This window comes from Citrobacter sp. MGH104, from assembly GCF_001034485.1.
GTDB classification, from domain to species: Bacteria; Pseudomonadota; Gammaproteobacteria; order Enterobacterales; family Enterobacteriaceae; genus Citrobacter; species Citrobacter freundii.
Map to the genome: position 1 here is coordinate 343,945 of NZ_KQ089819.1, position 24,907 is coordinate 368,851.

Genomic DNA, 24,907 nt, shown 5'->3' on the forward strand with positions numbered 1-24,907 from the left:
AACCCGGCCCCTTTTATTCTTTACTCTTCAAATTCAGCATTACCAAAGTTCAGCATGTTACAGTTTTCTTTGATTGCTCTCTGAAGATTCGCATCAAATCCTTTTTCTGAACGAGCATTAATCTCGACAGAGATAACTACATCCACACCTAATTGACTGGTGAAGTTTTGTACCACTTCATCCATCAGAGTAGCAAAATCTATTTTTGCTTTTAATGGATCTAATCGAACAGAACCATAAAATTGTTGTTTGGTGGGTTCGCTAACACCACTTCCAGAACCAGGGGTTACAGTAGAACTTGTGTCAATTACAGAGCCTGTATCAGCAGAAGATCCATTATCTGTAACAGGGACAGTATCAGCACTCTTTGATGATTGTTCTGCTTTTAATTTATCCACGTATTGAAGAGCTGATTCGCGACTTATGAGCAAACAATTCTCATCAAGAAAAACCGTAGCCGGACGACCAAAGGCAAATCCTTCGTAACGTTCTTCACGTTCCCCCGCAGCAAAAGCGAAGAAATCATCACTTTTGACAGCCTCTTCAATAGTACCGCGTAGTACCTGATCATTAACTAATCGCGGCATATACAGATATTGACAAGCATCTTGCCAAACCTTTACCGCACTCACTTGGTGAGTACCATTAGTAAAATAATACTTCTCCAAAAGATTACGAAGATGCACAGGTGACCATGCCTTAATTAACCATTCTTCCTCAATCAACCGATTTTCAATTTCTTGTACTAATTTTGGCGCACTGGAAGAAATTTGTGCGGTTTCCCACACTAAATCCTGGCCAGGCTCTTGTAACGGTGCCATAAGCCATTTATAGGTATCCCTAACCAGACCATTAAATCTCTGTAATGCACTATCGCGATTACTTTTGGCTTGAGTGAGGTGAGCAAGGTCTTGGTTTAATACACCATTTTCAATATCCTGAACGATGGATAACCACGCCAGATATATTTTCCCTTGCTCCTTAAGACGGCTTAAACTGTCATAATCTGCTGCAAGGAAGAATAAACGGTTTTGCTTAACCCTTGGCTGTTCTCCTCGTTTCAATAGAATATTTTCGGCAGCCTTAAACGCTAGATTATTACTATTGCTGCGACTGTATGCTGAAATAGTCTCTGGTGGTAAAACGACCAGACGAGGACCGGTACCAAACTCATCCGGAACATCTGTTGCTGGGGCAAATACATGAACACCTGTAAAGCAATGCTGGCTTCCAAAGCATGAAGTAACTGTTTTTTTGATCAGTGGGATCAGTACTTCACGTTCATTTATATTGCCCTTGCGAGTTTCCATCTCACGACGCAAATTTGGCTTAGTATCTAACCAAAGTCGATCTTTTTCTCCATACAGGTATGTCAAGCGATCGCGTAAACGCAAAAGAACATCTTCAAAAGTTCCAATTGTCTGTTCTGGTGAACATGCCCCTAGTAATACTCTCTCAATCTGTAAGCCGCGATGCATCTGATCGCCGCTGCTTGGAGCACTCCCCAAGAAAAGAGTGCGCATTACACGCCGTGCAGCATGATATTGACCAAAACGTGTATCGTTTTTGTCTATTTCAGTAGCTTCAGAGCGAGGGCCATCAACTTCTTTTTCAATAACAGGCTCCCAACCTTGAGGGAGGTAATGAATACTTTTACCCCGGACAATGCTGTCATCCAAAGGTAATGAACCTGGCATTATGAGCGCATCACGGTTATCGCTTACCCATAAACGATGGATGACTATAGCCATGTATTGCAAAACACCACGGGTACGCTGGAACTTATCAAGAGTTGACCAATCTTCATAAAGTCGGTCAAACACCTCTGGATGGATAGGATAAGATTGACACAATCGGTCATAGTAGTGAGCCGACTGAGTCTCATTAGGGAATTTGTGCGCGTTCTTACGATAAAAATCAGTATATTGCTGCGAAATCCCCTGAACTTGAGCTGTTTCTCCTGCAAACTCAAAAAGACGTCGGCGCACTATCTCAAAAGCTTCTTCAGTAGCTACCGGCTTCCACACAGACTCGACACGAGCAAAGTATTTTTCAAGAGAATCAAGAGCTTTCTGCCCCATTGTTCCCCCCACTTCCAGAGCTGATTCTGGAAGAGAGGCCAGCAATATGGCATTTGGAACAGCCTTAAATGCTTCAGTCAACGCTTGAACGAAAGTGATATTAGAATCGAAAGTACCTGCCTTGAACTGCTTGCCAACTTCAAGCTGACGTAAAAAAGCCACCAATTCATCAATTAAAACAACACAAGGCGCAGACCTGGTCAATAATTGTACTAACGCTTCTTTACCAGGGGACGTACCATCACGATCGCTATCTTCGACTAGAGTATATCCTTCTTCACCAAGCAGCTGCCAGGCAAGCTCACCCCATAAAGTGTTGGTAGAAACACTCCCATGCTCTCGAGGTTGGCTGACTGATAAATTAATGCCATCGATGACGGCAACCCTTGCTTGTGGCAATTCACTAATTCCAGCAGCATCAAGGATTGGGGGGATACCTTGTAAACGATCGGTACTGACATTGCGTGAGGCCAAATGATATACAGCCAGCATGGTGTGGGTTTTGCCTCCACCAAATGCGGTCTGCAATTGAATTACAGGATCTCCTCCTTTGCCTGTTAAACGTTCTGCTACTGACCCCAGCAATAAACGCATACCCTCAGTGATGAATGTACGTGCAAAAAATTGCTCAGCATCCTGGTACTCTCTGGGTGCTTTGCCATTTGCTACCTGAGTGATATCAGCAGCAAATTCTGATTGTTTGAAAGTGCCTTCAAGTACGTCGCGGTGAGGGCGTGCAATTTCACGCCAGGGTTTAAGACTCATTTTTTTATCCTGAATTTACAATGCCTGCTCTTTGTTTAAGAAACAGGCAGTGGCGTCAAACTTTGCTGTGGCTTTATTAGAAATCAAGAGATTGCTGATCGCCAGACTTACCAGTTTCTGCCATAGCAGATTGCATGGAATCCCATGATGTTACCAATTCATTGTAAGCTCGAGCATCACTCGCCCATCCTTTGCGCTCGCAAAGAGTATACAGCCGATAGGCCAATGAGCGGATTGCATCGCTTTTATTGGTGATTCGTCCTAACATGGTACCAGCAGCACTGGCTCCTTTGCTGTTCAAAACTCGAATCAATTGATGTAGCGCTTCCCAAATTGGGGTCCTACTATCGTGTTCTGGAGACCAATCATCCGGCATTTCTGCCCATTTCAGTAGACGTAATTCCCCTTGACCAGCATGGATTACCCCTGCGTCAACTAATCCGGCTACACTGGTTCCCTTGGCTCGGGCAAGTACATCAGCCTCTCCAAACTTACCTGTATTCCAGCCCTCTTGTTCAAACCAACTCAAGCAGAACTGAGTATCATGATCGAAATCATCTTCAGCAAGGAAACGATTAATCAATTGCAGGGCAGTTTTAACAGTCATTTTACTGCCATCTGCTTCTAAAACTGAGGCATATTTACTAAAAATACCCATTCCAGGACCAATGATGGCTTGTGATAGGTCGACTGGCGCTACTGGAGAGTTAACTCCCCCTTGGGTCATTTCATCCAGAGCTTCTGGTAGTGTAGCGTTTAGTTCACGAATAAACTGTCGGCGACTAATTGTTTCAGCGCTAACCTTCCTTTTATTGCATACGAGAACTACGCTTGAGGCTAAAGCATTCGTCCCTTTACCGATTAATCGTTCTGATTGTTCACTACGCATCGGCCAAGTGCCGCTAATGGCGAACCCTGCATCGATTACAGCTTGTAAAAACGTCTCCCAGCCAGCACTTGAAGTGCCATCTACTTTGGTTTCGGATTGCTTAAAGGCATAATAAATTGTGACAGGGAAAGCTGGATGTGCCTTCTCAGCCAACTGATGAATCGCTTGACTCATACCTGCAAGGAAAAATGCTTCCGCCCCTTCTTTACCACCATGCCGATAAGGGGTTGCAACTAACTCTTCAGCCTTAGGAACAGCTATGGATGCGTAAAGATTTGGAAATATTGGGCGTAGTGATTTGCGCGACCAAACATAGAAAAAATCGGATAAATCAGCATATCCAATGTTATCATAATAGGGAGGATCGCATGATACTACTTTATTAGTGCTTATATTTTGAGTCTGAGCATCTTGCTGAAATACGAAACCATTAATTTCCTGATTGGGAAGTTTAGTTATACAGTCTGCAATAAAGTTAGCGGCTGGTAAAAAACCACCAACCACATTTTCAAGTACTCCTGCCTCTGGAAAATCCCATGTCATTGCTATCGCTTGTTTACCATACAAGTTCATGACCTTTTGATTACCAGGAACCCATCTGGTGCAAGTATTTGAGAAATCGGCACAACGATCAACTACAAACGCAAGATATACGCCAACTGCCTGAGCATATGCAGTCGCACCGACACCTCCAGAATCTAAGCTGATACCATCATCCGTCATACCAGAAATAATAGCATCATTACGACAATGTTCTATCGCCTCTACAACTAGCTCCGAAAAAGTCGACAATGCTACTAACTGACGAGGGGTAAAAAGATCACCGAATTTGTCCAGACCATAATTTGGAGTTTTGAAATCTCGGGGGTTGTTAGGTAATGACATTACAGGTGACCATTCAGGCTTTGCTTGCTTTGCTATATCACTATGGGATTGCTCAGGAGAAATATATATGCGACCTTTTTTACCTTCAGCTACAATGGCCATTAATTTTTGCCCCATCCGTCCAGCACTACCTTCACTACGAATATATTTGTAGTCAATAGGTGAACCTGATAGCAAACAAATAAAAGCAGCTCTTTTACCAGCGGTTGTCCCCAATTTTGCTGATTCAGGGTATAAACCTGTTTTGACGGTGAAATAATAGCTATCCCCCTCAACTACAGGCTTAACATAAGCTTCTTTACCTGTCTTAGAAGATAAAATAAAACTGGATGCCAAGGGGACATCTACATGGGAAAACGCAGGGTTAGGGCTTTTGACTGTACGAGCCCACAGCCAGGCAACGACTGTGAGCTCTTCACCCAAATAAGGTTGTAGGTCGGGACGGCTAGCAACCATTTCTTTTGTTATTAATATCTTAGGGTAAAGATGGCCGATTCGTTTCTGTGCTTCATTTCGAACCCACGCACCGTAACGGCGCACGTCTTCTGCCAACCCTTCTGTGCCATACCACTCTTCAAATACACTCAGAACATTTGTATTTTTTTTGTTACCCTCACTACTAATAGATGTTGGTCCAACCGGAGCTGTATTAACAAACTTAGGTGGAATTTCAATCATCGCCTTATTAATCGTTACTGCAACTGGGTTTAAGTCAGATGCATAGGATTCTAAGCCTAATCGCTGAGCTTCTAATGGCAAGGCCCCGCCGCCTGCAAATGGGTCATGAAAACCCGGAAGTTTTTCTGGGTTAAATAGCTCTTTAGCTTGTGGATGATCTTTGTTTAGTGAGCAGATATCACGCCAACTTTCCCAAATGGCTCCGCGAGCTTCGCTTAACACTTCTTCATTATTAATGTTTTCCCACTTAACCAGTTTACGTATGATATTGAATAAATATTCACGTTTTTTGGCGGCTTCTTGCTTGTTAACTCCATATCGAAAGCCTTCACCTTGCTGGTAACCAGGGTCATTTACCATCTGAGCAAAGATGACAGCTCTTGCAGCAGCTAACGGGCGACGAGCCCACCATAAGTGAATACCTCTGGGATGGGGACCAATACCAGGCATCTTTTCATGGGCGCAAGCGGCATTGATATCGTCTAATGGTAGCGCTACTTCGATAAGTTTTTTAGGTGACTTGACAAGTGTCATTTTTCTTCCAATACGAATTACTAAACCAACGGCACACGAGCAGGTGTGGATTGCCGGATAGCTTAGCATACCCCAAGCGCTTAACGCTTGGGGTATGCTTATGGATAAAGTCAGTTGTAAAAGGGAACTCTGTAACCACCTTTCACATGCTTTCCTTAGCCTCGGTCGCTTTTGAGAGCAGTTCAGCAAGGTCGTAGTTAATGCTTGCTACACCAGTATCCGGTTCTTTGTTAAAAGGCTGGCGAATGTAAAAGGGACCTTCAAAACTATCCCCGTCTACCAGCACTATCGCCAGGAGGAATTTTTCTGCCTGATTAAGAGCGTAGAGAATTTCATTACGACTTACAGTGATAGTCGTCTGACCTTTACTACGCCCCTTAACTTCAATGTGCCTGTCCTGCGGGAGCGAGCCATCCGTATTGAGCGGCGGACGAGCAGTAATGTCCCACCCACATTTATCTGCCGATACGTCAAACACACTATGCCCTAAAGCTTGTTCAGCAGAGAACACAGCTGACATCGCGACTTTCTCAATATGCGCACGGCTTGCAGCATCAGGTGTAAAAATCACTTCTCCCTTACGTTTAGATAAGAACCCTTGAGGAATTACTAATGCGCTACCAATCACAACCGGAGTGCTTGAAACGACTTGCTTTAGTGCAATCAATTCAGCTGTCCGCTGCTGCAACCTTGCCGTCAGCTCATCAACCCTGCGACGGGCATTTTCAGGCTGTAATTTGGGTTGTTTTCCAGCTTTTACATCATCACTTAATTTTAGGAAACGGTCTTGCCAGTAGTTGATTTCTTTAACCAAACGTTCATGTACTGCCTCAAGGGTTTTATCCGCCTGTAGCTCTCGACGTAGCTTAACCTCTGCGTAATGATCAGGAACCAATTTCTCGGAGGCAAGCTGTAATGCCAAAGGTTCAAGCGATTGAGATAACCAAGGTGAATGTAAGATATCTTTAATCAAAAGGAGATCACTCTCCTCAATTGGCTGCAGATCCAAGTGCGGAGCCCAACCAGCATAAGCAGCCTTATTATTCATATCTATAGAGACAAATTGTATGCGCCGAGAAGCAATACCCTTTGCCTGACCGTTAGTTTCACGGATAGTGTGCTCAAGCATCAAGATGAGACGAGGCATGTCACTATCATCAGCTGGATCGATTAAAATAGCACCCTGTTTTAGTTTATTTCGATGCATTTGTAAGGTGAGATCAAGCACTGAATGCATTAATGGATGAACGGGATGTATTAACTCTGCGAGAGCTTTACCAGTTGGTCTGATTTGCTGCTTTTCAAAACAAATCCTTTCATACCGAGATAGAACAGGCGTCCTACTCTCACCAATACTTCGGTCACGTTCTCTAATTAGAGCTGGTACATGGTTGATCTCATACCGACCTTGTTCGCGAGGTCTCAGTTCTCCACCTAATGCCTTGAAGGACTCCTGGAAAAATGCACGAATAAAAAAAGGCTGTAGCCGGCGAGCTTCGGCTTTTTCCATTTGCTCCTTAATAGCATATAACCCCTCTAATCCCATTTGAGATTCAACAAGGGCATTGCGTCGGAGGATCTCTTTCAAATGCTCACTATCCAGAGCACCTTCGATCACTTGATCCATTTTTGCACGTGTAGCAGGATCTTCACCGTAGCGAATAGCCTCGATCAAGAGATCTTTAAGAGAAACGTTATCGAAGGCTTCCCCCAATATATCGAATACTTTTCCACCCAGAGCAGATTTCTCAATTTCAAGCTTTTCGAATAATTTCTGAAAGACCGCCCCCTCACGAGTTTCGTTGGCAACAATATTCCAAAGATGACATACCTCTTTTTGGCCAATCCTGTGGATACGCCCAAAACGCTGTTCGAGGCGGTTAGGATTCCATGGCAAGTCGTAGTTGACCATTAAATTTGCGTTTTGTAGGTTTACACCTTCACCGGCAGCATCAGTAGCAATAAGGATTAATACAGTTGGATCGCTACGAAATTCGGTTTGGATCTTGCGGCGTTCATCTCTATTCGTTCCGCCATAGATTACCCTAACCGCCTGGGGCTGCCCCAACAGATCTGATACACGCTGTCGTAAATAATTTAAGGTATCTTTATGCTCAGTAAAGATGATCAATTTTCGACGCTTACCGTCGCGATTAATCATCTCGGGCGAATCTTGCAACAGCCTAGAAAGTTCTTCCCACTTTTTATCGTTACCAGACTGAACAAGCACTAATGCTTGATTTTCCAGTTCAATGAGTGAGTTTATTTCTGCTTCAAGTTCAAAAATAGTTTCAGCAGCTGTTGCCTGATCGGCTACTTCCTCTGAATAAAGTTCATACTCTTCAGCACTAAGTTCTTCGTCCAATTCATCCCAATCATCTGGTAGCTCAATTGATTTACTTACTTTATGCTTTTCAAGTGTTTCCGCTTCTCCAGATCGTTTAGCTTTTTGCCCTCGCGCCATTAGCTTCATCTCATCAAGTTTGTCTTTAAGACGATTACGACGCCGTTTTAAAGATTGATAGATCGCTTCAGGGCTTGATGCCAGACGCCGTTGCAATTGCGTAAGTGCAAAACCGACAGTATTTTTCTTTTTATTATCCAGTTTGTCGGCACGATTCATTTCTTCTCTGACGTAAGTTGTTACTTGCTCGTACAAAGAAGCTTCAAGAGGAGAAAGCTCATAATTAGCGGTATAAGCTCTGCGTTCAGGAAATAGAGGCGTACCATCAAAGGTTAGAAGCTCCTCTTTGACCATTCTACGCATCATATCCGTGATATCGACTTTATGGGCACCTTCACGAAACTTACCGTAAAATCTGTCGCTATCCAGAAGTGACATCCAGACTTGAAAATCTTCTTCTTTACCATTATGTGGAGTAGCCGTCATCAAAAGGAAATGACGGCATATCGAGCCGAGTAACTCACCTAAGGTAAATCTTTTAGTTTTATTAATTTTATTGCCAAAATAATTAGCAGATAACTTATGAGCTTCATCGACGATGATTAAATCCCAATCAGTATTTTGTAATTTTTCCTGTAACTCTTCGCTTCTTGATAATTGATCCAGACGGCAGATTAATCTATCTGTTTCGGCAAAGTAGTTTCCGGTAACGCATTGCTCCTGCTTTTCCTTGCTAAAGATATCAAATTGAAGCCCAAATTTCTCAAAGAGCTCGTCTTGCCACTGTTCAGTCAACGACCCAGGTGATACAACCATGACGCGGCGTGCATCTGCGCGAAGCAGTAATTCTGAAATTAGCAAGCCAGCCATTATAGTTTTACCTGCTCCAGGATCATCAGCCAGCACATAGCGAAGAGGTTGCTTAGGAAGCATGTACTCATATACGGCAGAAATCTGATGAGGTAGCGGGTCAACATTAGCCATGTTAACGGCCATCATTGGATCAAATAATGCAGCCTGCGAAATTCGGTATGCTTCAAGGCCTAATTTAAATTCACGCCCTGGCGCATCAAATGACCAAGGACGTTCTGCTGTGGCCATAGCCAAGTTGGTCTCGTCACTACGAAACAACATCCTTTCAGCCAGAGAGCCCTGATTATCTTTGTAGTAAACAGTTAGAGCGTGCTCTCCGATAGGCTCAACTGTGACTACACGCACGACCTGTCCTTCGATAATGCCCCGGATTTGCGCGTCTTTTTTGATTTCTTCAAGCTTGAGCATTGTATCCCTTTGATTTGGTTGCTTTAGCAAGTTTGCAATCGCTATTGGTAATCAAGGAGCTTCCGAGTCATGTCAACACTGGCTGCGAACTCCTCACAAGATACTCATATTACTGCATGATAGAACCGTATAACATGGCCCCAGATTAATCGTTTTCTTGCACAATTGACGCCCTAAAGCATACGAATTATTTGGACATCAATAGGTACGCCTCTTGGCAAGATTACGTCCACACCCAAAATCAGGTATGTCTTATCTCAGTAAATTCTCCCGATGCCATTCCAGATAACAATAAGAGTCAACAGAAAACGCCTTTATTTTCTCCGGCAACAAAAACTGCTCTTTCACACCAATATCCAGTTCATTACTAATTAATAAACGCCCATCGTTCTCAAACGAAATCCATCCCTGATCGAATAAAATATCAATATGCGCGGCCAGTATAATTCCATTATAAGGATCAAGACGTTCGTTCCCATTCTCGCAGGCAGCCCACGGTTTTATATGGCTGGCACGGAGTAACGGCGCAAACGTCGTTCCCGTAACAGGGCATGCCGGGTAAAGCATGAGACAATTTTTCCGAAAGGTACCCTGCCCCAGCCGTGCCGCAATCAGCTGCTCGCGTACGGTATCTTCAATACTTCTATCCTGCTGAATAGCAAGACAGTCACGTTGAGCCTGTTCATCTCCATCAGAAGATATTAACGAAAGAACGTGCTGCTCAATTGCACTATCAGAAAGCAGACTCAACCGCTGATGCACACGCTGCGCTGAATGAGAAAGCGCAGCAGGAGCGCCCTGCTCGTCACGCCAGCCAACACGCACATCACTAAGCCAGGAATCAAAACGGTCACGACTATTTTTCAAACTATTGTGAAACTCGCTGGCGGTTTTACCCGCTCCAAAACGAGGATAAAACAAGGCAAAAGCCTCTTTCCATTTCTGAACACCCAGTCCCACGGGTGGTTGAGATTTACCGTACTTCGATAAATACCACGCCACTTCAAGCAAATCGTATTCCGAGCTATTCAATGTTACATCCTGTTTTTCAAGCGTAATTCATTACCAGATTATGTCTGAAAAGATCGTTAACTAAACTGATCAGGTTAGTTGTTTTAGCAAAAACATCTCACACCGGTTTTCACCATCAACAAGCACGATACGCAACCAACAACACAAAAAGGAACACGCTATGCCCCCACACAAAATCCGCCAGGAGTGGCTGACGCTGGATGAGGCCGCAGAAGTCATCCGGCAGCACAACATCACATTGCTGCCTGCCGATCTGATCCGCCATGCCCTGCACGGCGATCTGTCGCTCTCGGTCTACTTCCCTTCACCCGTACTTCTGAGACCACTCAACCCCCCTTGCCGCTTTGCCTGCCGATTCAGCAAGTCTCCCTTTCCACCTTCGCAGTGCAACAAACCCGGCAACCGCAAAGTAATGGCGAATTCTCCGCCGTGCAGACGCGACCCGACTCTGCAACTGACCACCAGCCATCTATGGAATTTGCCGTTAATCGGCCTTGAGCGCCTGCTGCTCCACCAGCAACTGGCGAAAACGTTGAATCGTCCTTGCCCCAAAGACACCCACTGCTGCAACCAGATTGGCATCGTGGTCTGTGATGAGCACGACAGCTACTACCAACTCTGTTGCCGCAAATCGTTGCGGGAGCTTTTGCTGGAACTGCTCGCCACGCAAAACAACCTTCAGGAAGAGCTACATCTGCTGATAGGCCAGCTGTATGGCAATGGTCGCAATGACCTTAAATCCCGGCTCAGTCTGTCCATCTGCTACCTGCAGGACACGCTGCCTCCAGACGCACTGTTCGTCATCCGCCGTACCCACCTAGAGGCTTTTCTGGATAATCATCAGCCGGAATCAAAGGAACGGATCACTTCCGCGCTTTCCCGTTTGCTGTGGCTGGCCTGCAAGCACAACCCACAACTGGACGATGAAATGCTGGAGCATCCCTACAAACTGATGAACATTTTCGAATGCTGGGCGCGTGAGGAAGGTATGCACCTGCCGCTGAGCCCCGAGACGTTGAAAACCGCACTCCAGCGCGGCGCACCGCCGTAACGCGATCAACTAACACTTTCAACTAACAACTCTCACTAACCCAGATAAGGATTTTTACTGCCTGGCAGGGACGCTGCTGCTTTGATAACCACGCCCATCGTGCTGATGTAAACGAATCTGGACACAGGAGGAATGGTTATGAATAGCGACAGATTTTTACGCTTACGCCAGGTGGAAGACAAAATCGGCTTCGGTAAATCGTGGATTTACCGGCAAATCCAGCTGCAACAGTTTCCGCCATCCATTCGACTCAACAGCCGCCACGTCGCCTGGCTGGAAAGCGAGGTGGACGCGTGGATCCACCAGCGCATCCGCCTCACACGCGATGTCTGAATGCCGGAGGAAGATTATGTGCGCTTCACACCTGCTCAACCGCTGGCTTCACGGTGCCAGCACTATCGGAGAACAGGAGATGGTCCAGGTCAGTCTGGAGCAAATCCAGCCGTTCTCTCTCAATCCCCGTGTCACCCGCAACCCCGGCTATGACGTACTGAAAGCGTCGATTCTTGCCCGTGGGCTGGATAACCCGCCGGTGTTGACCCGTCGCCCTGGTGATGAAAAATATATGCTCGCCAGCGGTGGGAATACGCGCCTCGCCATCCTCAATGAACTGTGGCAAGAGACACAGGATGAGCGTTACCACCGCGTCTGCTGGCCGTTCAGACCGTGGCCGGAAACGCTGTCCCCACAGCAGGGCGAAGTCCAGTGCCTGATTGGCCATCTGGCCGAAAGCGACCTGCATAACGGATTGATGTTTATCGAACGGGCGGAAGGTATTCTGCATCTGCGCGATCTTTACCACGAGGCAGGCATTGAATGCCTGACGCAGCTGGCGCTGGCGGAACAACTGACCCGCGACGGCTATCCCGTCAGCCAGTCGCAAATCAGCCGGATGCTACAGACCGTCGACTGGCTGCTGCCCTGCATCCCCAATGCGCTGTACGGCGGGCTTACCCGAACGGTTATCGACCGCCTGCTGGCCCTGCGCAGCGCGGCGGAACAGGTCTGGGCAAAACTGATGCCGCTGGAACGCCAGCCGGAGTTTGCCGACCTGTTCAGCACCGCCCTCTCCACCTTCAACGGTGAGCCGGAAGCCGTGGTACCGCAACTGGTGCAGGACGAACTGCTCGGCGAGATGAGTAGCCGCAGCGGCATGAGCTGGAATACGTTACTGGCGGAACTGACCGATGGCCAGAGCAAGCGGCAGACGCTGCTGGGACCGCCAGCCGAAAAGGTCCTCTGGCCGCCACCGCCCGAACCAGAAAAAGCACCGCTTCCAGAGACAGAGCTACCGACTGTACCCGCCGCGCCCGGCGAGCCAAAGCCCTCGCCGCTGGTGCATACGGCACGGTCGCTGTTTGCCTGCTGGGGACTCGACGCCTGTATCCAGCCGGACGATAGCGCTCCGGCCGGTTTCACCCTCGCGCCCTGCGACGATTTTCCCCATCCGGCGGCACAGCGCTGTTACCAGGTGCTGGCCGCCCTGAACGGTGACACCAGCACGCCGATGCCCGCCCTCGAATTGTTACTGTCGCCGGACTACGACAACGCCCAGATCCAGCAACTGATGCAGCTTATCAGCCTGTGCCGCCAGCGACGGCTGCGGGAGGTTCACCATGACGCCCTCAGTTAACCAGGCCGTGCTCACCCACATTGTCCAGGCGCTGAAGGAGGGGCAGATCCGCTACTGCGAATCGCTCGGCTTCAGCCCGCAGGAGCTGTGCGAACTGACGCGCCTTACCGCCGATGACATCCTGTTTCTCAGCAACAGCGCGGTGCAGTTCATCACCACCCACATTGACCACAATATGCTGGGCCGGATGCTGGCGAGGATGGAGCAGGAGCGGCTGTTCCAACAGCGTCTGGAGGAAGCGCTGTCGCTCGGCGCGTCCATCGAATTCATCAACCACTATTTTGGCCTTTCCACGCCGGAGGTCTGTGCCCGGCGACGTCTGATTGGCCTGTTTGTCCGGCAAGGGCGCAACAATGCTCCGGATGAGCAGGTGGAGACACTGGTATGGAACGAGTGGCAGAAAACGGGCGTGAAAAAGCTCGACTCACCCGAAGCGCTGACCGCCATGATGGCGATGGCCCGTGAGCACGACCTGTCGCTGACGGTTATCTGGAACCTGCTGCGCCAGTGGACTCAGGAGAAGCTGCTGCATGAAGAGTGACGATCGGCTGCTGTTTCTCGGCAACCCGCAGCAGAGCGTGCCGAAGCGCCTGCTGCTGGCGCGCAACCTCTCCCCACGTGACAAGTTTGCGTGGCAACTGCTGCGCCTGCATGCCCGCGACGACGGCAGCGGCGTCTTCCCCTCCTACAACGAACTCCAGGGCTGGCTCTCTGACCAGCCTGAAGGCGAGAAGGCCTCGCGCAGTACCGTCAGCAACGCGCTGATGATGCTGCGGATCACCCGCTGGCTGAGCCTGTGCCAGCGGCTGCGCGACGAGCAAAGCGGCAGGATCACCGGCAACCTCTACGCCCTGCATGATGCGCCACTGACTCATGCCGATGCCTGTCGGATGGACAGCGAATATCTGGCGCTGCTCACGGCCTGCTCCCACCATCGCAACCGACGTATCCGCAACATCGCTATCGGACTGCTGCTCACCCTGCAACAACCTGTGGACAGTGGACGAACCTGCACTGAGTCTCCATTGAAGACCGCCCCTGGTCTTAATCGAGGACTCAGTAAAAAATGCCCGAGTCTTCAATTAAGACTCAGTGATGTGGTGGGGGCTGGCGGGCAACCTGAGCCGCATTGCGTACATACTGGTACAGATTTAAACAATAAACATCAAAAGCGTACGCAACTGCTGCACTGGCCTGTGGATAATCCCTTCAGCGCCAGCGAGCGCCGCGCCGCCGAACGCGCGATGCGCAATCTGGATCCCTCCCTCTGCCAGCAGGTGCTGGACGACTGCCTGTTGCGGATCGCCGCCCACAATATCCACCGCCCCCTCGCCTATCTGCTGGCGACGCTGGAGAAAGCCAGACGGGGCGAGTTCAATCAGCTTCGGCGCAGGCGCAGATAGCCCTGATTTTATGCGCACCGCATAAAGCCGGTGTACCAGCTATCAATCAAACCTCATCCATCGACGAAATTAACTTTCTGCGAACCAGATGGGTTTATCGTCGCCTGACTCATTGCGTGGACCGACACTGCGGGCATCTGAATCCATGGAGAATTTCCGATGCCTAGCACAAACCTTTTCAGCGATATCCGCATCACCCTGCACACCCGCGTCGCCGCCCGGCTGTGGCAGGCGCATCCCACCGGCATGCTGCTCTGTCTGGCGCTACTCAGGCGTCTGCTGCGCGCCGAAGAGGCCGACGATCCGTGGGCCGCCCACTGGCTGAAGCAACTGCGCATCCGCCTGAACCTGATCGCGCACCTGCTGAAGCAAAAAAACCGTCGTCTGGACCATGCCTTCGCCAGCCTGCCGGGCGCTATCCACACCACGCAGGTCAGTAACCCGTCCCCGACCGAATTCATCCTGCCGCTGGCGCTGTTCTCACCGCCCGGTTCGCGCCTACTGCAACAGTTGATTGATTACGATCTGCAGGTACGCCGTACTCTGCTTGCCTGGCATCTCGGTCTTATCACCCAGGCGGAGAAGCGCGATTTCATTGCGATGATCCCACGCCTGATGCTCCAGGCGTTCAGCTTCGTGAACCGCTTTCGCACCACCGGCGTGACCCGCGCTGACGTGCGGGCGAACAGTCCGCTGGCGCAGACGATGGCGCATAAGCTCGGCAATCTGCCCAAAAAGATGCTTGCGGAGATCCAGCGCGATGTTCAATGACGATGATGATGAACGCTCCGCCCGCAAAAGCTCGCTAAAGGGCCTTTTAAAGGCCTTTAAGGGTAAGGGAGAGCTGCGAGCGCTGGCGCTGGAATTACAGGCGCTGCGCGTGCAACTGCAACAACGTCAGCCGATGCTGAAACAGGCGGTGTATGAACTGCCGGGACGTAACGTACCGCTGATCCTGTGCAGCAACCCGGCGCGCTCCGGCGTCAGCTATCTGCGCTGGCGTAATCTGGACAACAACCGTTCGGGAGGCGTGGCGTTGCAGGAAGCCATTCAACAGCCGGACGTGAGCGATGAACTGCGCGACGCGCTGATGGCCCTCGAATGGCGGCGGCAGGTGCTGAATACGCAGCTATCAGTGGTGATGTTTATGCTGCGGCGGATACAGCCGCTAACCACGCTGGTTTAAAATTTTGAGCAAAGTTAAACCCTGAGTGTCACTTTAGCGATTATTTTAAACTCACCTCATGCACCTTAAAACAGGCACTATCCGCTTAATGCACGTTTTAAGGTGCAATTTTTACCTTCTCCCTTCAGTTTCCCCTGTCGCCTTCTCCCTCCGGCACACCATGCTGAACTCCCTTTCACCGGAGACAGCCCATGCAACTTTACCTGTGCGAAAAACCCTCTCAGGCGCGCGATATCGCCCGCGTGCTTGACGCCCGTAACCGCAGCGACGGCTACCTGCATAACGCCACCGTGACCATCACCTGGTGCTTCGGCCATCTGCTGAGCATGGCCGCGCCGGAGGATTACGATCCGAAACTGAAACACTGGCGGGCAGAGCATCTGCCGTTTATTCCCCCAGCGTGGCGGCTGATGACCCGCCCGGAGGTGCGCAAGCAGTTCCGCATCATCGAAAAGCTGCTGAAACAGGCGGATACAGTGGTGATTGCCACCGACGCCGACCGCGAAGGCGAAACCATCGCCCGTGAAATTCTGGAACAATGCCGCTGGCGCGGTCCGGTCCAGCGGCTGTGGCTGTCGGCGCTGGATGAGGCCAGTATCCACAAGGCACTCGCTGCCCTGCTACCCGGCGACAGCACGTTTCCGCTGTACCAGGCCGGACTGGCGCGCGCCCGCGCCGACTGGCTGGTCGGCATCAACATGACCCGCGCCTGCACGCTGATGAACCGGCGGCACAAGGGTGTGCTCTCCGTGGGCCGGGTACAGACGCCGACCCTGAGTCTGGTGGTGGAGCGCGACCGGGAGATCGCTCGTTTCACGCCCCGCCCCTGGTGGCGGGTGGATGCCCGCTTGCATGCGGAGGGTTGTTCCTTTCTGGCGCAGTGGCAGCCTGATAGTGCGTACTGTGACGACGAAGGCCGCTGTATCCGAGAATCCGCCGCCCGCGAGGCCGCCGGGCGTCTGCAACAGGCCGGCACCGCGCTGGTAATGGACGTGACCACCCGGCGGGAGAAAACGCCGCCACCGCAGGCCTTCACCCTCAGCGCCCTGCAGCAGGTCTGCTCAAAACAGTGGGGCATGGGCGCGCAGGAGGTACTGGATATCGCCCAGCGCCTGTATGAGACCCATAAGGCCACCACCTACCCGCGCACCGACTGCGGCTATCTGCCGCTTTCCATGCACGCTGAAGCGCCACAGGTGCTGGCCGCGGTGGTCGCCAGCGATGCCTCACTCCAGCCCCTCGCCACGCAGCTTAACCTGCAGCAGCGCTCACGACTGTGGGACGACAGCAAAATCACCGCCCACCACGGCATCATCCCGACCCGTAAAACGGTAGAACTGACGCAGCTAAGCGACAGCGAGCGCAAGGTCTACGGCCTGGTACGCAGCCATTTTCTGGCGCAGTTTCTGCCGGACCATGAGGTGGATAAAACGGAGTTACGCCTGAACTGCGCCGGGGAAACGCTGGCTGCCCGTGGCTCTGTGATGATTGTCAGTGGCTGGCGGCAGCTGTTTTTGCGCGAGATGGCAACACACTCACCGGAAGAAACGCAGGCACTTCCCGCCCTGCAACAGGGACAAACCTGCCAGGTGGAACAGGTGGACGTTCGCGCCCGCCAGACCCAACCGCCGGAGCACTACACGGAAGGGACGCTGATTGCCGCGATGAAAAACGCCGCCCGTTTTGTCAGCGATGAGCGCCTGAAGCAGCGGCTGAAAGAAAATGCGGGTATTGGCACCGAAGCCACCCGCGCCGGGATTATCCAGACGCTCCTTAAGCGCGGTTATCTGATTAAGCAACGCCGCTTCCTGCTGGCAACGGATACCGCCAGCACACTGATTGATGCCCTGCCGGAAGCACTGAAAGATCCGGGCACCACTGCGCTGTGGGAGCAGATGCTGGATGAAATCGCGACGGGAAAAATGGGGCTGGAGGCTTTCCTGGTGCAGCAGCAGCAGAACGTGACAGAGCTGATTAAGTCATTACGAAATGGGTAAATAACCTGTCTCCTGCATCACATTTTTACTTGCTCCTGATTGCTCATTCAAATTGGCAGTCTGATGATCCTCTATGAGGAATATTCCTCATTTTTCGGAGTGTTAAGATGGCCAAGAATACCGGAGACGGTTATCGCAAGGGCTCTGTTACAGACCGCACACAGGTTCAGAATCCGCAGAATGGCAATTACACCAAACGCGATACAACGACAGGCCGCTTTATCGACCAGAAGCAGGACGGCACTCCCTTTAAAGGTGTCGCCAAAGAAGTCGATGACCGTCGGAAATAATCTTTAGCTACCTTTCAGGGCCTTAGTGATTAAGGCCTTTTTGCATTCTGTACTACCAACTTTCACGCCTTAAAAACAATTCCTCCTTTCGCTTCCCCCTGCCGAAGATTCAACTAAACAGGTCAACCCAAAGTCCGCCATGCATTCCTGAAACGCGGAGGCGCACAGCGCGGAATGCCCGTACTGCCAGTAACTCTGAGGGCTTGCAGCCCATGAGCCAAACCCGAAGCGGGGCATCCCCGCGCATGGGGCCTCCGCACCTTTCAACACGGAGATACCACCATGAACGATACCCACTACTTCAACCTGTACACCAGCGGTCTGGGCTACCTCAACCGGATCCGGGAAGTGACCCCGAAAAAAGGCGAACCGTTCCTGTGTTGCGACATTGCCGCACTACGGGGCGAAGCCAGCAACGCGGAGCACACCTGGTTCGACTGCCGCGTCAGCGGCAAGGAAGCGCAGAAACTGGTACGTCGCTGTATCGACTCCTGCGAGCAGAAACGCAAGGTGCTGATCCAGTTCCGCCTCGGCGATCTGTATGCCGACACCTTTGTCTACAGCAAAGGCGACCGTAAAGGCGAAACCGGCGTCAGCCTGAAGGCCCATCTGCTGCACATCGGGCTCATCAAAATTGACGGTGAAGAGGTTTACCGGGCAGAGCGCGAAGCTGAATCCCAGCCAGCGCCTGCCGCGCCGCCAGCAGAGCCTGTACCGCAGTTCTGACGCACAGCATTCACCCTGCCGGGGAAATTCCCCGCCGGGGCGTTTCCCCGGCCTTTTACCGGAGAAACGCATGATGAATACCGTATTTAACTCTCGTGAAGAAGCCCTTGACCAGGGTGCGTTGTTTAATCTGAATGACGCGGCGATAGCGGCCAGGCTGCCGATGGAACTGGCCATTACCCTTCCGGCCCACAAGCAATGTCTTGAAGACCGGAATGACAACGCCATCAGGGACTTGCTGAAAGGTGTTGAAATGGCAGCGGTAGTGGCCTTTATCGCCCACCAACCTCCGCAACGCACCATTCGTATCGATTACCGCTCGGTGCTCTCGCAAAAAACCAACGGCAGCACACAGCAGCAAACCGTCAGGCTGACATTACGCGTTCATTTTTCTGAGCAAGGCATCCCCATCGCCGCCACTCTGGGGCTGATGGGGGAAAGATTCCCTTACTGATCTGATTTTGCGCCCGGGACCGGGCGCTATTTTTCATTTAAAGGTAGGTGAGCACTAAGTTCTTTATAGTAGTATTTTTCTACGCTTATTCTCAGTAACCCTGATATATTTCGGATCAAGGTAATCAATCAGTTCTATAAGCGCATGCTGTAATTTTATAAATTTGGATTGATAATGAATAAAATCATCAGCCATATGAACCACTTCTTGTTTCAACTGATTTAAAAAAGGTTCATGATTAACCAAGTCCATTTTTATAAACTCACCATAACCAATACAACCATAACCATTAACTGATTTTACAAGCATACGTTCACCAATTGCACGCTGCTCTCCCGAAAAAATAACAAAATACTGACCCAAACTGTCGGTCTGAATGAGCGAATATATTACATCTTGTAATTCTGATAACCTTCGTGTTCTTTCATCATTTTCAAGATTAAGAAACTGAACATCCTGACGGACTGCCTCTGACCAGGCAAAGAACTGAGAAAATAAATACGTTGTATGCAGTATGACATAGTCCCGTTGTCTCTGGTTACCACTATGATAATACCCCTCAAGAAACCCACCTTTTGTTATATTATATATTCTACTTTGTAGATCTGCTGAAGATTTTATTAATGGCTCAAGATAAAACTTATGTTTTTTACTTGACTCTTGCATCTGATTTATTTTGTTTATTCGATTCTGATTAAAGGCTGGAATGACAACCGCTACGATAGCAACCAGACCACTAATCATACTGGAAACCAATGCCACATCCATTACATTCTCCTGACGGTATTTAAAATGATAGCGGCACTCCAGCCACTGTAAATTAGCTAATTCTCATGCAATAACTTTTCACTGCAAAAAATAATTGTTGATGGAAACCATTCAACATCACCAGCATTCTCCAGACAAGACCACACTGGAGTACACTATGAAACTGCTGCTATTCACAATGTTGGCGTTTATATTGATAGCAGTCAACAACACTTCTACTGCATCCAGAGCTACGCCTTTCGTAGTGCGCTACGACCGCTATCTACTGGTCAGAACGTCACCGCAACAGCCGCCGCTGGAACAGCTTACCGCCCTGTCCGTTCCGCCCGGTTTTCATCCGACGGTAGGGGAAGCTCTACAGTACCTGATGCGCGACAGCGGCTGGTCTTTGTGTCTCGCCGATGCGCGCCGGGCGCAGCTTTATAGCCTCCCGTTACCGCTGAGCCAGTACAACACCGGCCCGCTGCGCCTGAAGGCCGCCCTGAAACTACTGGTGGGCCCGGCGTGGCGAATAACCACCGACGAAAACCGCCGCGAAGTCTGTTTCGCCAGCGACCATTCCCTCCCCCAGACGGTGGTTTACCGTCATCCCGTGTCCCTCCGCCCTTTGGGGCCGCTTGCGGCCCCGTTTTTTCTCGCCGGAACCGTACAGCGCGGCGATATCCGCCTGGCCGTAATCGTGCCGCCCGAAGCCGTTTACCTCCATCAGGTGGTGTGGCTGCGCAAGGGAGAACAGTGGTACGGCTGGCGGCTGGAGCGGTTTGATGAGCGTCGGGCGGTATTCCGCCACGGCAAACGCCAGTTGACGCTGAAAGTACCGGAGTAAGCGATGAAACACCTGATTCTCCTGTTACTGTTCACCGCCAGCGTGTGGGCGCAACCGCTTCAGATGCAGACCAGCCAGAACGGAGACTTTGCTCTCAAGCCGCTGACCACGCAACAGCAGGCCACCGTCTGGGGCATCACGCCGGAAGAGTGGCAGCGCTATCTCACGCTAAAACATCAGGCACGCGGCATCTGGTCGCCGGGACTCGATCCGCTGACCACGCTGGGCGTCGAAGCCGACACTGACTACGAACGTCAGCGCTTCGCCGAACTGCTGGTCAGGCAGGAGTACCAGCGGCTGGAAAAGGAACTCGCCTTCCAGCACGCCTATGACGCCGCCTGGCAACGCCTTTATCCGGACCTGACGCCGCTGAAAACAACCTCCACCAGCACCTCCCGCGTTTCGCTGTTTGTCCAGGATGACTGCCCGCCCTGCGACAGCCTGCTGCGTACCCTGCTGGCACAACAGCGCCCGCTGGATATCTGGCTGATCAACAGCGAAGGTGATGATAACCGGGTGCGACGCTGGGCGATGGCGCACGGTATTGACGCAAAGCTGGTGAGTGAACACAGCATCACGCTTAACCACGACGCGGGCCGCTGGCTGCTTTTAGGGCAGAGCAAAATCCCGGTAGCGCTGGAACGTAAGGGGGAGCAATGGCGCGAGGTCCTGCCCTGATCCTGCTGCTGCCCTGCCTGGCGCTGGCACAACCCCTGCCGGAAGCGTACCTGCGCAGCGCGGAGCATTTCCGCGTGCCGCCGGAACTGCTGTGGGCCGTCACACAGACCGAAAGCGGAGCGAACCTAAGCGGCAAACATCGCCCATGGCCGTGGACGCTCAATATCAAAGGCACCGGCTACCGCTACGCCAGCCGGGAGCAGGCCTGTCAGGCGCTGCTGGCCGCCATCCGCCACACCAGCCCGAAGCTCATTGACGTGGGGCTCGGGCAAATCAATATCGGCTGGCATCGGGCGTATTTTGACTCTCCCTGCGACGCCCTGCATCCCCTGCAGAACCTGTCGCTCACCGCGCAACTGCTGCGTCAGCGCTACGATGAACGTCCCGGAAGCTGGCTCAATGCCGCCGCTCGCTATCACCGCCCCGCAGGCGGCGCGCCCGCTGCTCGCTACCGCAAGCTGGTCAGCCGCCATCTGCAACAGGCCGCACCGCCATGAGCCGCTATGCGCTGGAGGCGCTGCTGCGCCCGCCTGTAGAGTTTTACAGCACCGTCACCGCTGGCTGTGGCGCATTAATCTGCCTGACGCAGGCCCCGCTGCTGATGCTGACGCCGTGGCAGGCCCGCCTGATGGCCTGCGCCCTGATGCTGCTGGCCCTGCGACGCGGCTGGCATGGATGGCAAATCGTACGCTACCAGCGTAACCTCCTGCGCCTGCCGCGCTACGCGCTCACCAGCCGGAAAATCCCGGTCAGCCGCCAGAGGCTGTTTCTCGGTAAGGGCTTTCGCTGGCAGCCCATCCACACCCAGCGTCTGTACGACTGCCTGCAACCGGAAGCCGCACGCAGGCTGCGCCCGGGATGGTGTTACCGCCTGGCAAGACACATCGAAAAACGCAGCGAACATACTCTACCCGGCCTTGCCCACCTGCTCAGCGCCGATCGCTGGCTGAACCCGGTGCGCCCGCTGCCGCCCGTCGGCGGCAATCCGTGGCTGCACGGCGTGGAGCTGAAAGAGTGCGACGTCACCCTGCCGCTCAGTGAACGCCCCGGACACACACTGGTGCTCGGCACCACCCGCGTCGGCAAAACCCGGCTGGCGGAAATGCTTGCCACTCAGGACATCCGCCGTGGCGAGGTGGTGATCATTTTCGATCCAAAAGGCGACGCGGATCTGTTGAAGCGTCTGTGGACAGAGGCGCAGCGCGCCGGACGCGGAGACCGCTTTATCCTGTTCCACCTGGCGTATCCGGAGATCTCCGCCCGCTATAACGCCATCGGGCGCTTTGGCCGCATCTCGGAAGTAGCATCGCGCCTCACCGGACAGCTTTCCGGCGAAGGCAACTCGGCGGCCTTTCGCGAGTTCGCCTGGCGCTTTGTCAATATCATCGCCCGCGCCCTGGTGGCGCTCGGTCAACGTCCCGACTATCAGTTAATTTCCCGCCACGTCGTCAATATCGACGCCCTGTTTATCGACTATGCCCGCATCGTGCTGCCGCGCCACAACGCGCGAGCGTGGGAAGTGGTGGCGCAACTGGCGGAACGCGTTAACGACAAAAACACACCGCGCCATATGCTGGGCCGCGATCCTCACGTGGTGGCGCTGGAGCAGTACCTCAATGCGGAGAAATTTTACGATCCGATCCTCGACGGCCTGCTCTCGGCGGTGCGCTATGACAAAACCTACTTCGACAAGATTGTCGCCTCGCTGCTGCCACTGCTGGAAAAGCTGACCACCGGCACGCTCGCCGCCCTACTCGCCCCGGACTATCACGATCTAGACGACGCGCGCCCGATCCTCGACTGGCAGCAGGCGATCCGCCAGAAGGCGGTGGTCTATGTCGGGCTGGACTCGCTCTCTGATGCGGTGGTCGCTGCCGCCGTCGGCAATTCTATGTTTGCCGACCTGGTGAGCGTCGCCGGGCATCTCTACAAATTTGGCCTCAACGAAGGACTGCCCGGCAACAGTGAAAAACCGCCGCCTATCAACCTGCACTGCGATGAGTTTAACGAACTGATGGGCGACGAGTTTATCCCGCTGGTCAACAAGGGCGGCGGCGCGGGTATTCAGGTCACCGCCTACACCCAGACGCTGAGTGATATTCAGGCCCGCATCGGCAGCGCGCCCAAGGCAGGCCAGGTTGTGGGTAATTTCAACAACCTGATTATGCTGCGGGTGCGAGAAACCGCCACTGCTGAACTACTGACAAAGCAACTGCCACAGGTTGACGTGCGCAGCCGCCAGGTCAGTTCCGGCGTCACCGACACGCCGGGCGGCATCAACAGCTTTACCAGCAACACCCGCGAACAGGTGATCACCTGTAATGTGCCGCTACTCGATACCGCCGCACTGATCCAGCTTCCAAAAGGCCAGGCCTTTGCTCTGATCGAAGGCGGGCAGTTGTGGAAAATCCGTCTGCCGCTGCCCGTAGCGGATAAGCACTGTCCGCTACCCGAGTCCATCGCGCAACTGGCGGCCTGGATGCAGGCACGCCAGCAGGGGCAGCCGGAATGAGCGAACAGCGATCCCCGCCGTCACGTCCGCCACAGGGGCCGGTCGGCTGGCTGCTGTCGCTGGCCGGAAGGTTAATCGGGTTGGTTATTGGTGCGCTGGTGCTGCGGGTAGTAGTGGAACTGGCGGGGTTATATTTCTGGTGGCCGCAGGAGGGGAGCAGACATGTTTTTCAGGTGATGAGACAAGAGCGGGCGGAACTGGTTATTGCGCTACAACCGCATCCGCTGGGGAATGAAATTCTGGTGCTGCTGGAAAAAGGGGCAACTCGTGTACTTATGGCCAACAGGCTCCTGCAGAAACCGTTCACCGCCCTGGCTGATACGCTGGTGAGTTTTATGCAGCGCCTGGTATGGCTCGTCTCCATACTCCCCCTGGTCTGTCTGTGCGTATTAATCGGACTGACAGACGGACTGGTCCTGCGGGATTTGAGGCGGTTTGGCTCCGGGCTGGAATCGGTTTTTCTCCACCGTTATGTCATCAGGTCAGGCAGTTCAGTCGCCTCCACGCTGTGGGTGTTTTATCTGGCACAGCCGCTGTTTCTGCCCGCGATGCTGGTTTTACTACCAGCCACTTTATGGTTCGGGATAACGATATGGATGGTGGCAGGGAGTTTTAAGCGCTGGTTATAACTCAGCCAACTTTAAATTTATTGTTTTTGATCAAAAAGGTTCACTTCATCGGACTTCTCTAACAATGATGATCTTTTCCATTATCCGAGACTGTGCTCTGCTATCATATATTAACTCAGATCTGAGCTAATACGTGCTCATAAATTGCACATAATCATACAAACAGGTTTGTACTAGCAGGCATAAAAACGTGTTAGTTCACAGA

21 protein-coding genes are annotated in these 24,907 nt (G+C 51.9%); 16 read left to right on the top strand and 5 right to left on the bottom strand.

Annotation, left to right across the window (positions count from 1 at the left end):
• Window positions 1-20: 20 nt before the first annotated feature.
• The 4 genes from SK34_RS19955 to SK34_RS19970 form a co-directional block, all read right to left on the bottom strand.
• Window positions 21-2,846 (bottom strand): ATP-binding protein, encoded by a 2,826-nt coding sequence (locus tag SK34_RS19955; RefSeq protein WP_048233987.1) that lies wholly within the window; start codon window positions 2,844-2,846, stop codon window positions 21-23.
• A 76-nt stretch (window positions 2,847-2,922) separates the two neighbouring features.
• Window positions 2,923-5,832: a DUF1156 domain-containing protein gene (locus SK34_RS19960; protein ID WP_048233990.1), complete on the bottom strand. Its 2,910-nt coding sequence runs from the start codon at window positions 5,830-5,832 to the stop codon at window positions 2,923-2,925.
• A gap of 142 nt (window positions 5,833-5,974) precedes the next feature.
• A complete protein-coding gene (locus tag SK34_RS19965; protein ID WP_048233992.1) occupies window positions 5,975-9,517 on the bottom strand; it encodes a helicase-related protein in 3,543 nt (1,180 codons plus the stop codon).
• 252 nt (window positions 9,518-9,769) lie between these two features.
• Window positions 9,770-10,549 (bottom strand): HNH endonuclease, encoded by a 780-nt coding sequence (locus SK34_RS19970; protein WP_048233993.1) that lies wholly within the window; start codon window positions 10,547-10,549, stop codon window positions 9,770-9,772.
• Window positions 10,550-10,709: 160 nt separating this feature from the next.
• Here SK34_RS19970 and SK34_RS19975 point away from each other — a divergent pair, with 160 nt between their 5' ends.
• The 11 genes from SK34_RS19975 (at window position 10,710) to SK34_RS20025 (ending at window position 19,289) form a co-directional block, all read left to right on the top strand.
• Complete coding sequence (locus SK34_RS19975) at window positions 10,710-11,600, top strand: hypothetical protein (protein ID WP_048233995.1); 891 nt, start codon at window positions 10,710-10,712, stop codon at window positions 11,598-11,600.
• A gap of 138 nt (window positions 11,601-11,738) precedes the next feature.
• Window positions 11,739-11,933 (top strand): helix-turn-helix transcriptional regulator, encoded by a 195-nt coding sequence (locus SK34_RS19980; protein ID WP_001561320.1) that lies wholly within the window; start codon window positions 11,739-11,741, stop codon window positions 11,931-11,933.
• A gap of 16 nt (window positions 11,934-11,949) precedes the next feature.
• Window positions 11,950-13,233 (top strand): ParB family protein, encoded by a 1,284-nt coding sequence (locus SK34_RS19985; protein WP_053064287.1) that lies wholly within the window; start codon window positions 11,950-11,952, stop codon window positions 13,231-13,233.
• The gene (locus SK34_RS19990) at window positions 13,217-13,774 is read left to right on the top strand and encodes a DUF2857 domain-containing protein (RefSeq protein WP_048233998.1); all 558 of its coding nucleotides are present in this window, start codon (window positions 13,217-13,219) and stop codon (window positions 13,772-13,774) included. Before SK34_RS19985 ends, SK34_RS19990 begins: the two co-directional genes overlap by 17 nt.
• A complete protein-coding gene (locus SK34_RS19995) occupies window positions 13,764-14,636 on the top strand; it encodes an STY4528 family pathogenicity island replication protein (protein ID WP_048234000.1) in 873 nt (290 codons plus the stop codon). The genes SK34_RS19990 and SK34_RS19995 overlap by 11 nt, the downstream gene beginning before the upstream one ends.
• A gap of 159 nt (window positions 14,637-14,795) precedes the next feature.
• Window positions 14,796-15,407, top strand: coding sequence for a PFL_4669 family integrating conjugative element protein (locus tag SK34_RS20000; protein WP_048234001.1), 612 nt, complete (start codon window positions 14,796-14,798; stop codon window positions 15,405-15,407).
• Complete coding sequence (locus SK34_RS20005; RefSeq protein ID WP_048234003.1) at window positions 15,397-15,822, top strand: DUF3158 family protein; 426 nt, start codon at window positions 15,397-15,399, stop codon at window positions 15,820-15,822. Before SK34_RS20000 ends, SK34_RS20005 begins: the two co-directional genes overlap by 11 nt.
• A gap of 191 nt (window positions 15,823-16,013) precedes the next feature.
• On the top strand, window positions 16,014-17,819 hold the full coding sequence (locus SK34_RS20010; RefSeq protein WP_048234004.1) for a DNA topoisomerase III: 1,806 nt from the start codon (window positions 16,014-16,016) through the stop codon (window positions 17,817-17,819).
• Window positions 17,820-17,926: 107 nt separating this feature from the next.
• The gene (locus SK34_RS20015) at window positions 17,927-18,109 is read left to right on the top strand and encodes a hypothetical protein (RefSeq protein WP_001561310.1); all 183 of its coding nucleotides are present in this window, start codon (window positions 17,927-17,929) and stop codon (window positions 18,107-18,109) included.
• Window positions 18,110-18,391: 282 nt separating this feature from the next.
• Complete coding sequence (locus SK34_RS20020) at window positions 18,392-18,835, top strand: STY4534 family ICE replication protein (RefSeq protein ID WP_048234006.1); 444 nt, start codon at window positions 18,392-18,394, stop codon at window positions 18,833-18,835.
• Between the two features lie 70 nt (window positions 18,836-18,905).
• On the top strand, window positions 18,906-19,289 hold the full coding sequence (locus SK34_RS20025) for a hypothetical protein (RefSeq protein ID WP_048234009.1): 384 nt from the start codon (window positions 18,906-18,908) through the stop codon (window positions 19,287-19,289).
• Between the two features lie 63 nt (window positions 19,290-19,352).
• Here the strand turns inward: SK34_RS20025 and SK34_RS20030 are convergent, their stop codons facing one another.
• On the bottom strand, window positions 19,353-20,057 hold the full coding sequence (locus tag SK34_RS20030) for a hypothetical protein (protein ID WP_048234011.1): 705 nt from the start codon (window positions 20,055-20,057) through the stop codon (window positions 19,353-19,355).
• Window positions 20,058-20,214: 157 nt separating this feature from the next.
• Here SK34_RS20030 and pilL2 point away from each other — a divergent pair, with 157 nt between their 5' ends.
• The 5 genes from pilL2 to SK34_RS20055 are packed head-to-tail and all read left to right on the top strand — an operon-like array spanning window position 20,215 to window position 24,702.
• The gene (gene pilL2 / locus SK34_RS20035; RefSeq protein WP_048234012.1) at window positions 20,215-20,883 is read left to right on the top strand and encodes a PFGI-1 class ICE element type IV pilus protein PilL2; all 669 of its coding nucleotides are present in this window, start codon (window positions 20,215-20,217) and stop codon (window positions 20,881-20,883) included.
• A 3-nt stretch (window positions 20,884-20,886) separates the two neighbouring features.
• A complete protein-coding gene (locus SK34_RS20040) occupies window positions 20,887-21,561 on the top strand; it encodes a TIGR03759 family integrating conjugative element protein (protein WP_053064288.1) in 675 nt (224 codons plus the stop codon).
• The gene (locus SK34_RS20045; RefSeq protein ID WP_048234013.1) at window positions 21,540-22,058 is read left to right on the top strand and encodes a transglycosylase SLT domain-containing protein; all 519 of its coding nucleotides are present in this window, start codon (window positions 21,540-21,542) and stop codon (window positions 22,056-22,058) included. Before SK34_RS20040 ends, SK34_RS20045 begins: the two co-directional genes overlap by 22 nt.
• Window positions 22,055-24,073, top strand: coding sequence for a type IV conjugative transfer system coupling protein TraD (traD, locus tag SK34_RS20050; protein WP_048234015.1), 2,019 nt, complete (start codon window positions 22,055-22,057; stop codon window positions 24,071-24,073). The genes SK34_RS20045 and traD overlap by 4 nt, the downstream gene beginning before the upstream one ends.
• Window positions 24,070-24,702 (top strand): IncC plasmid conjugative DNA transfer DtrJ family protein, encoded by a 633-nt coding sequence (locus tag SK34_RS20055; protein ID WP_048234016.1) that lies wholly within the window; start codon window positions 24,070-24,072, stop codon window positions 24,700-24,702. The genes traD and SK34_RS20055 overlap by 4 nt, the downstream gene beginning before the upstream one ends.
• Window positions 24,703-24,907 lie beyond the last annotated feature (205 nt).

Coding starts and splice junctions, on each gene's coding strand:
- SK34_RS19975 (WP_048233995.1), top strand. CDS start 10,710: ATGCCCCCACACAAAATCCGCCAGGAGTGGCTGACGCTGGATGAGGCC.
- SK34_RS20020 (WP_048234006.1), top strand. CDS start 18,392: ATGAACGATACCCACTACTTCAACCTGTACACCAGCGGTCTGGGCTAC.
- pilL2 (WP_048234012.1), top strand. CDS start 20,215: ATGAAACTGCTGCTATTCACAATGTTGGCGTTTATATTGATAGCAGTC.
- SK34_RS19965 (WP_048233992.1), bottom strand. CDS start 9,517: ATGCTCAAGCTTGAAGAAATCAAAAAAGACGCGCAAATCCGGGGCATT.
- traD (WP_048234015.1), top strand. CDS start 22,055: ATGAGCCGCTATGCGCTGGAGGCGCTGCTGCGCCCGCCTGTAGAGTTT.
- SK34_RS20025 (WP_048234009.1), top strand. CDS start 18,906: ATGATGAATACCGTATTTAACTCTCGTGAAGAAGCCCTTGACCAGGGT.
- SK34_RS20045 (WP_048234013.1), top strand. CDS start 21,540: ATGGCGCGAGGTCCTGCCCTGATCCTGCTGCTGCCCTGCCTGGCGCTG.
- SK34_RS19990 (WP_048233998.1), top strand. CDS start 13,217: ATGACGCCCTCAGTTAACCAGGCCGTGCTCACCCACATTGTCCAGGCG.
- SK34_RS19960 (WP_048233990.1), bottom strand. CDS start 5,832: ATGACACTTGTCAAGTCACCTAAAAAACTTATCGAAGTAGCGCTACCA.
- SK34_RS19995 (WP_048234000.1), top strand. CDS start 13,764: ATGAAGAGTGACGATCGGCTGCTGTTTCTCGGCAACCCGCAGCAGAGC.
- SK34_RS19980 (WP_001561320.1), top strand. CDS start 11,739: ATGAATAGCGACAGATTTTTACGCTTACGCCAGGTGGAAGACAAAATC.
- SK34_RS20015 (WP_001561310.1), top strand. CDS start 17,927: ATGGCCAAGAATACCGGAGACGGTTATCGCAAGGGCTCTGTTACAGAC.
- SK34_RS19985 (WP_053064287.1), top strand. CDS start 11,950: ATGTGCGCTTCACACCTGCTCAACCGCTGGCTTCACGGTGCCAGCACT.
- SK34_RS20055 (WP_048234016.1), top strand. CDS start 24,070: ATGAGCGAACAGCGATCCCCGCCGTCACGTCCGCCACAGGGGCCGGTC.
- SK34_RS20010 (WP_048234004.1), top strand. CDS start 16,014: ATGCAACTTTACCTGTGCGAAAAACCCTCTCAGGCGCGCGATATCGCC.
- SK34_RS20040 (WP_053064288.1), top strand. CDS start 20,887: ATGAAACACCTGATTCTCCTGTTACTGTTCACCGCCAGCGTGTGGGCG.
- SK34_RS20005 (WP_048234003.1), top strand. CDS start 15,397: ATGTTCAATGACGATGATGATGAACGCTCCGCCCGCAAAAGCTCGCTA.
- SK34_RS20030 (WP_048234011.1), bottom strand. CDS start 20,057: ATGGATGTGGCATTGGTTTCCAGTATGATTAGTGGTCTGGTTGCTATC.
- SK34_RS20000 (WP_048234001.1), top strand. CDS start 14,796: ATGCCTAGCACAAACCTTTTCAGCGATATCCGCATCACCCTGCACACC.
- SK34_RS19955 (WP_048233987.1), bottom strand. CDS start 2,846: ATGAGTCTTAAACCCTGGCGTGAAATTGCACGCCCTCACCGCGACGTA.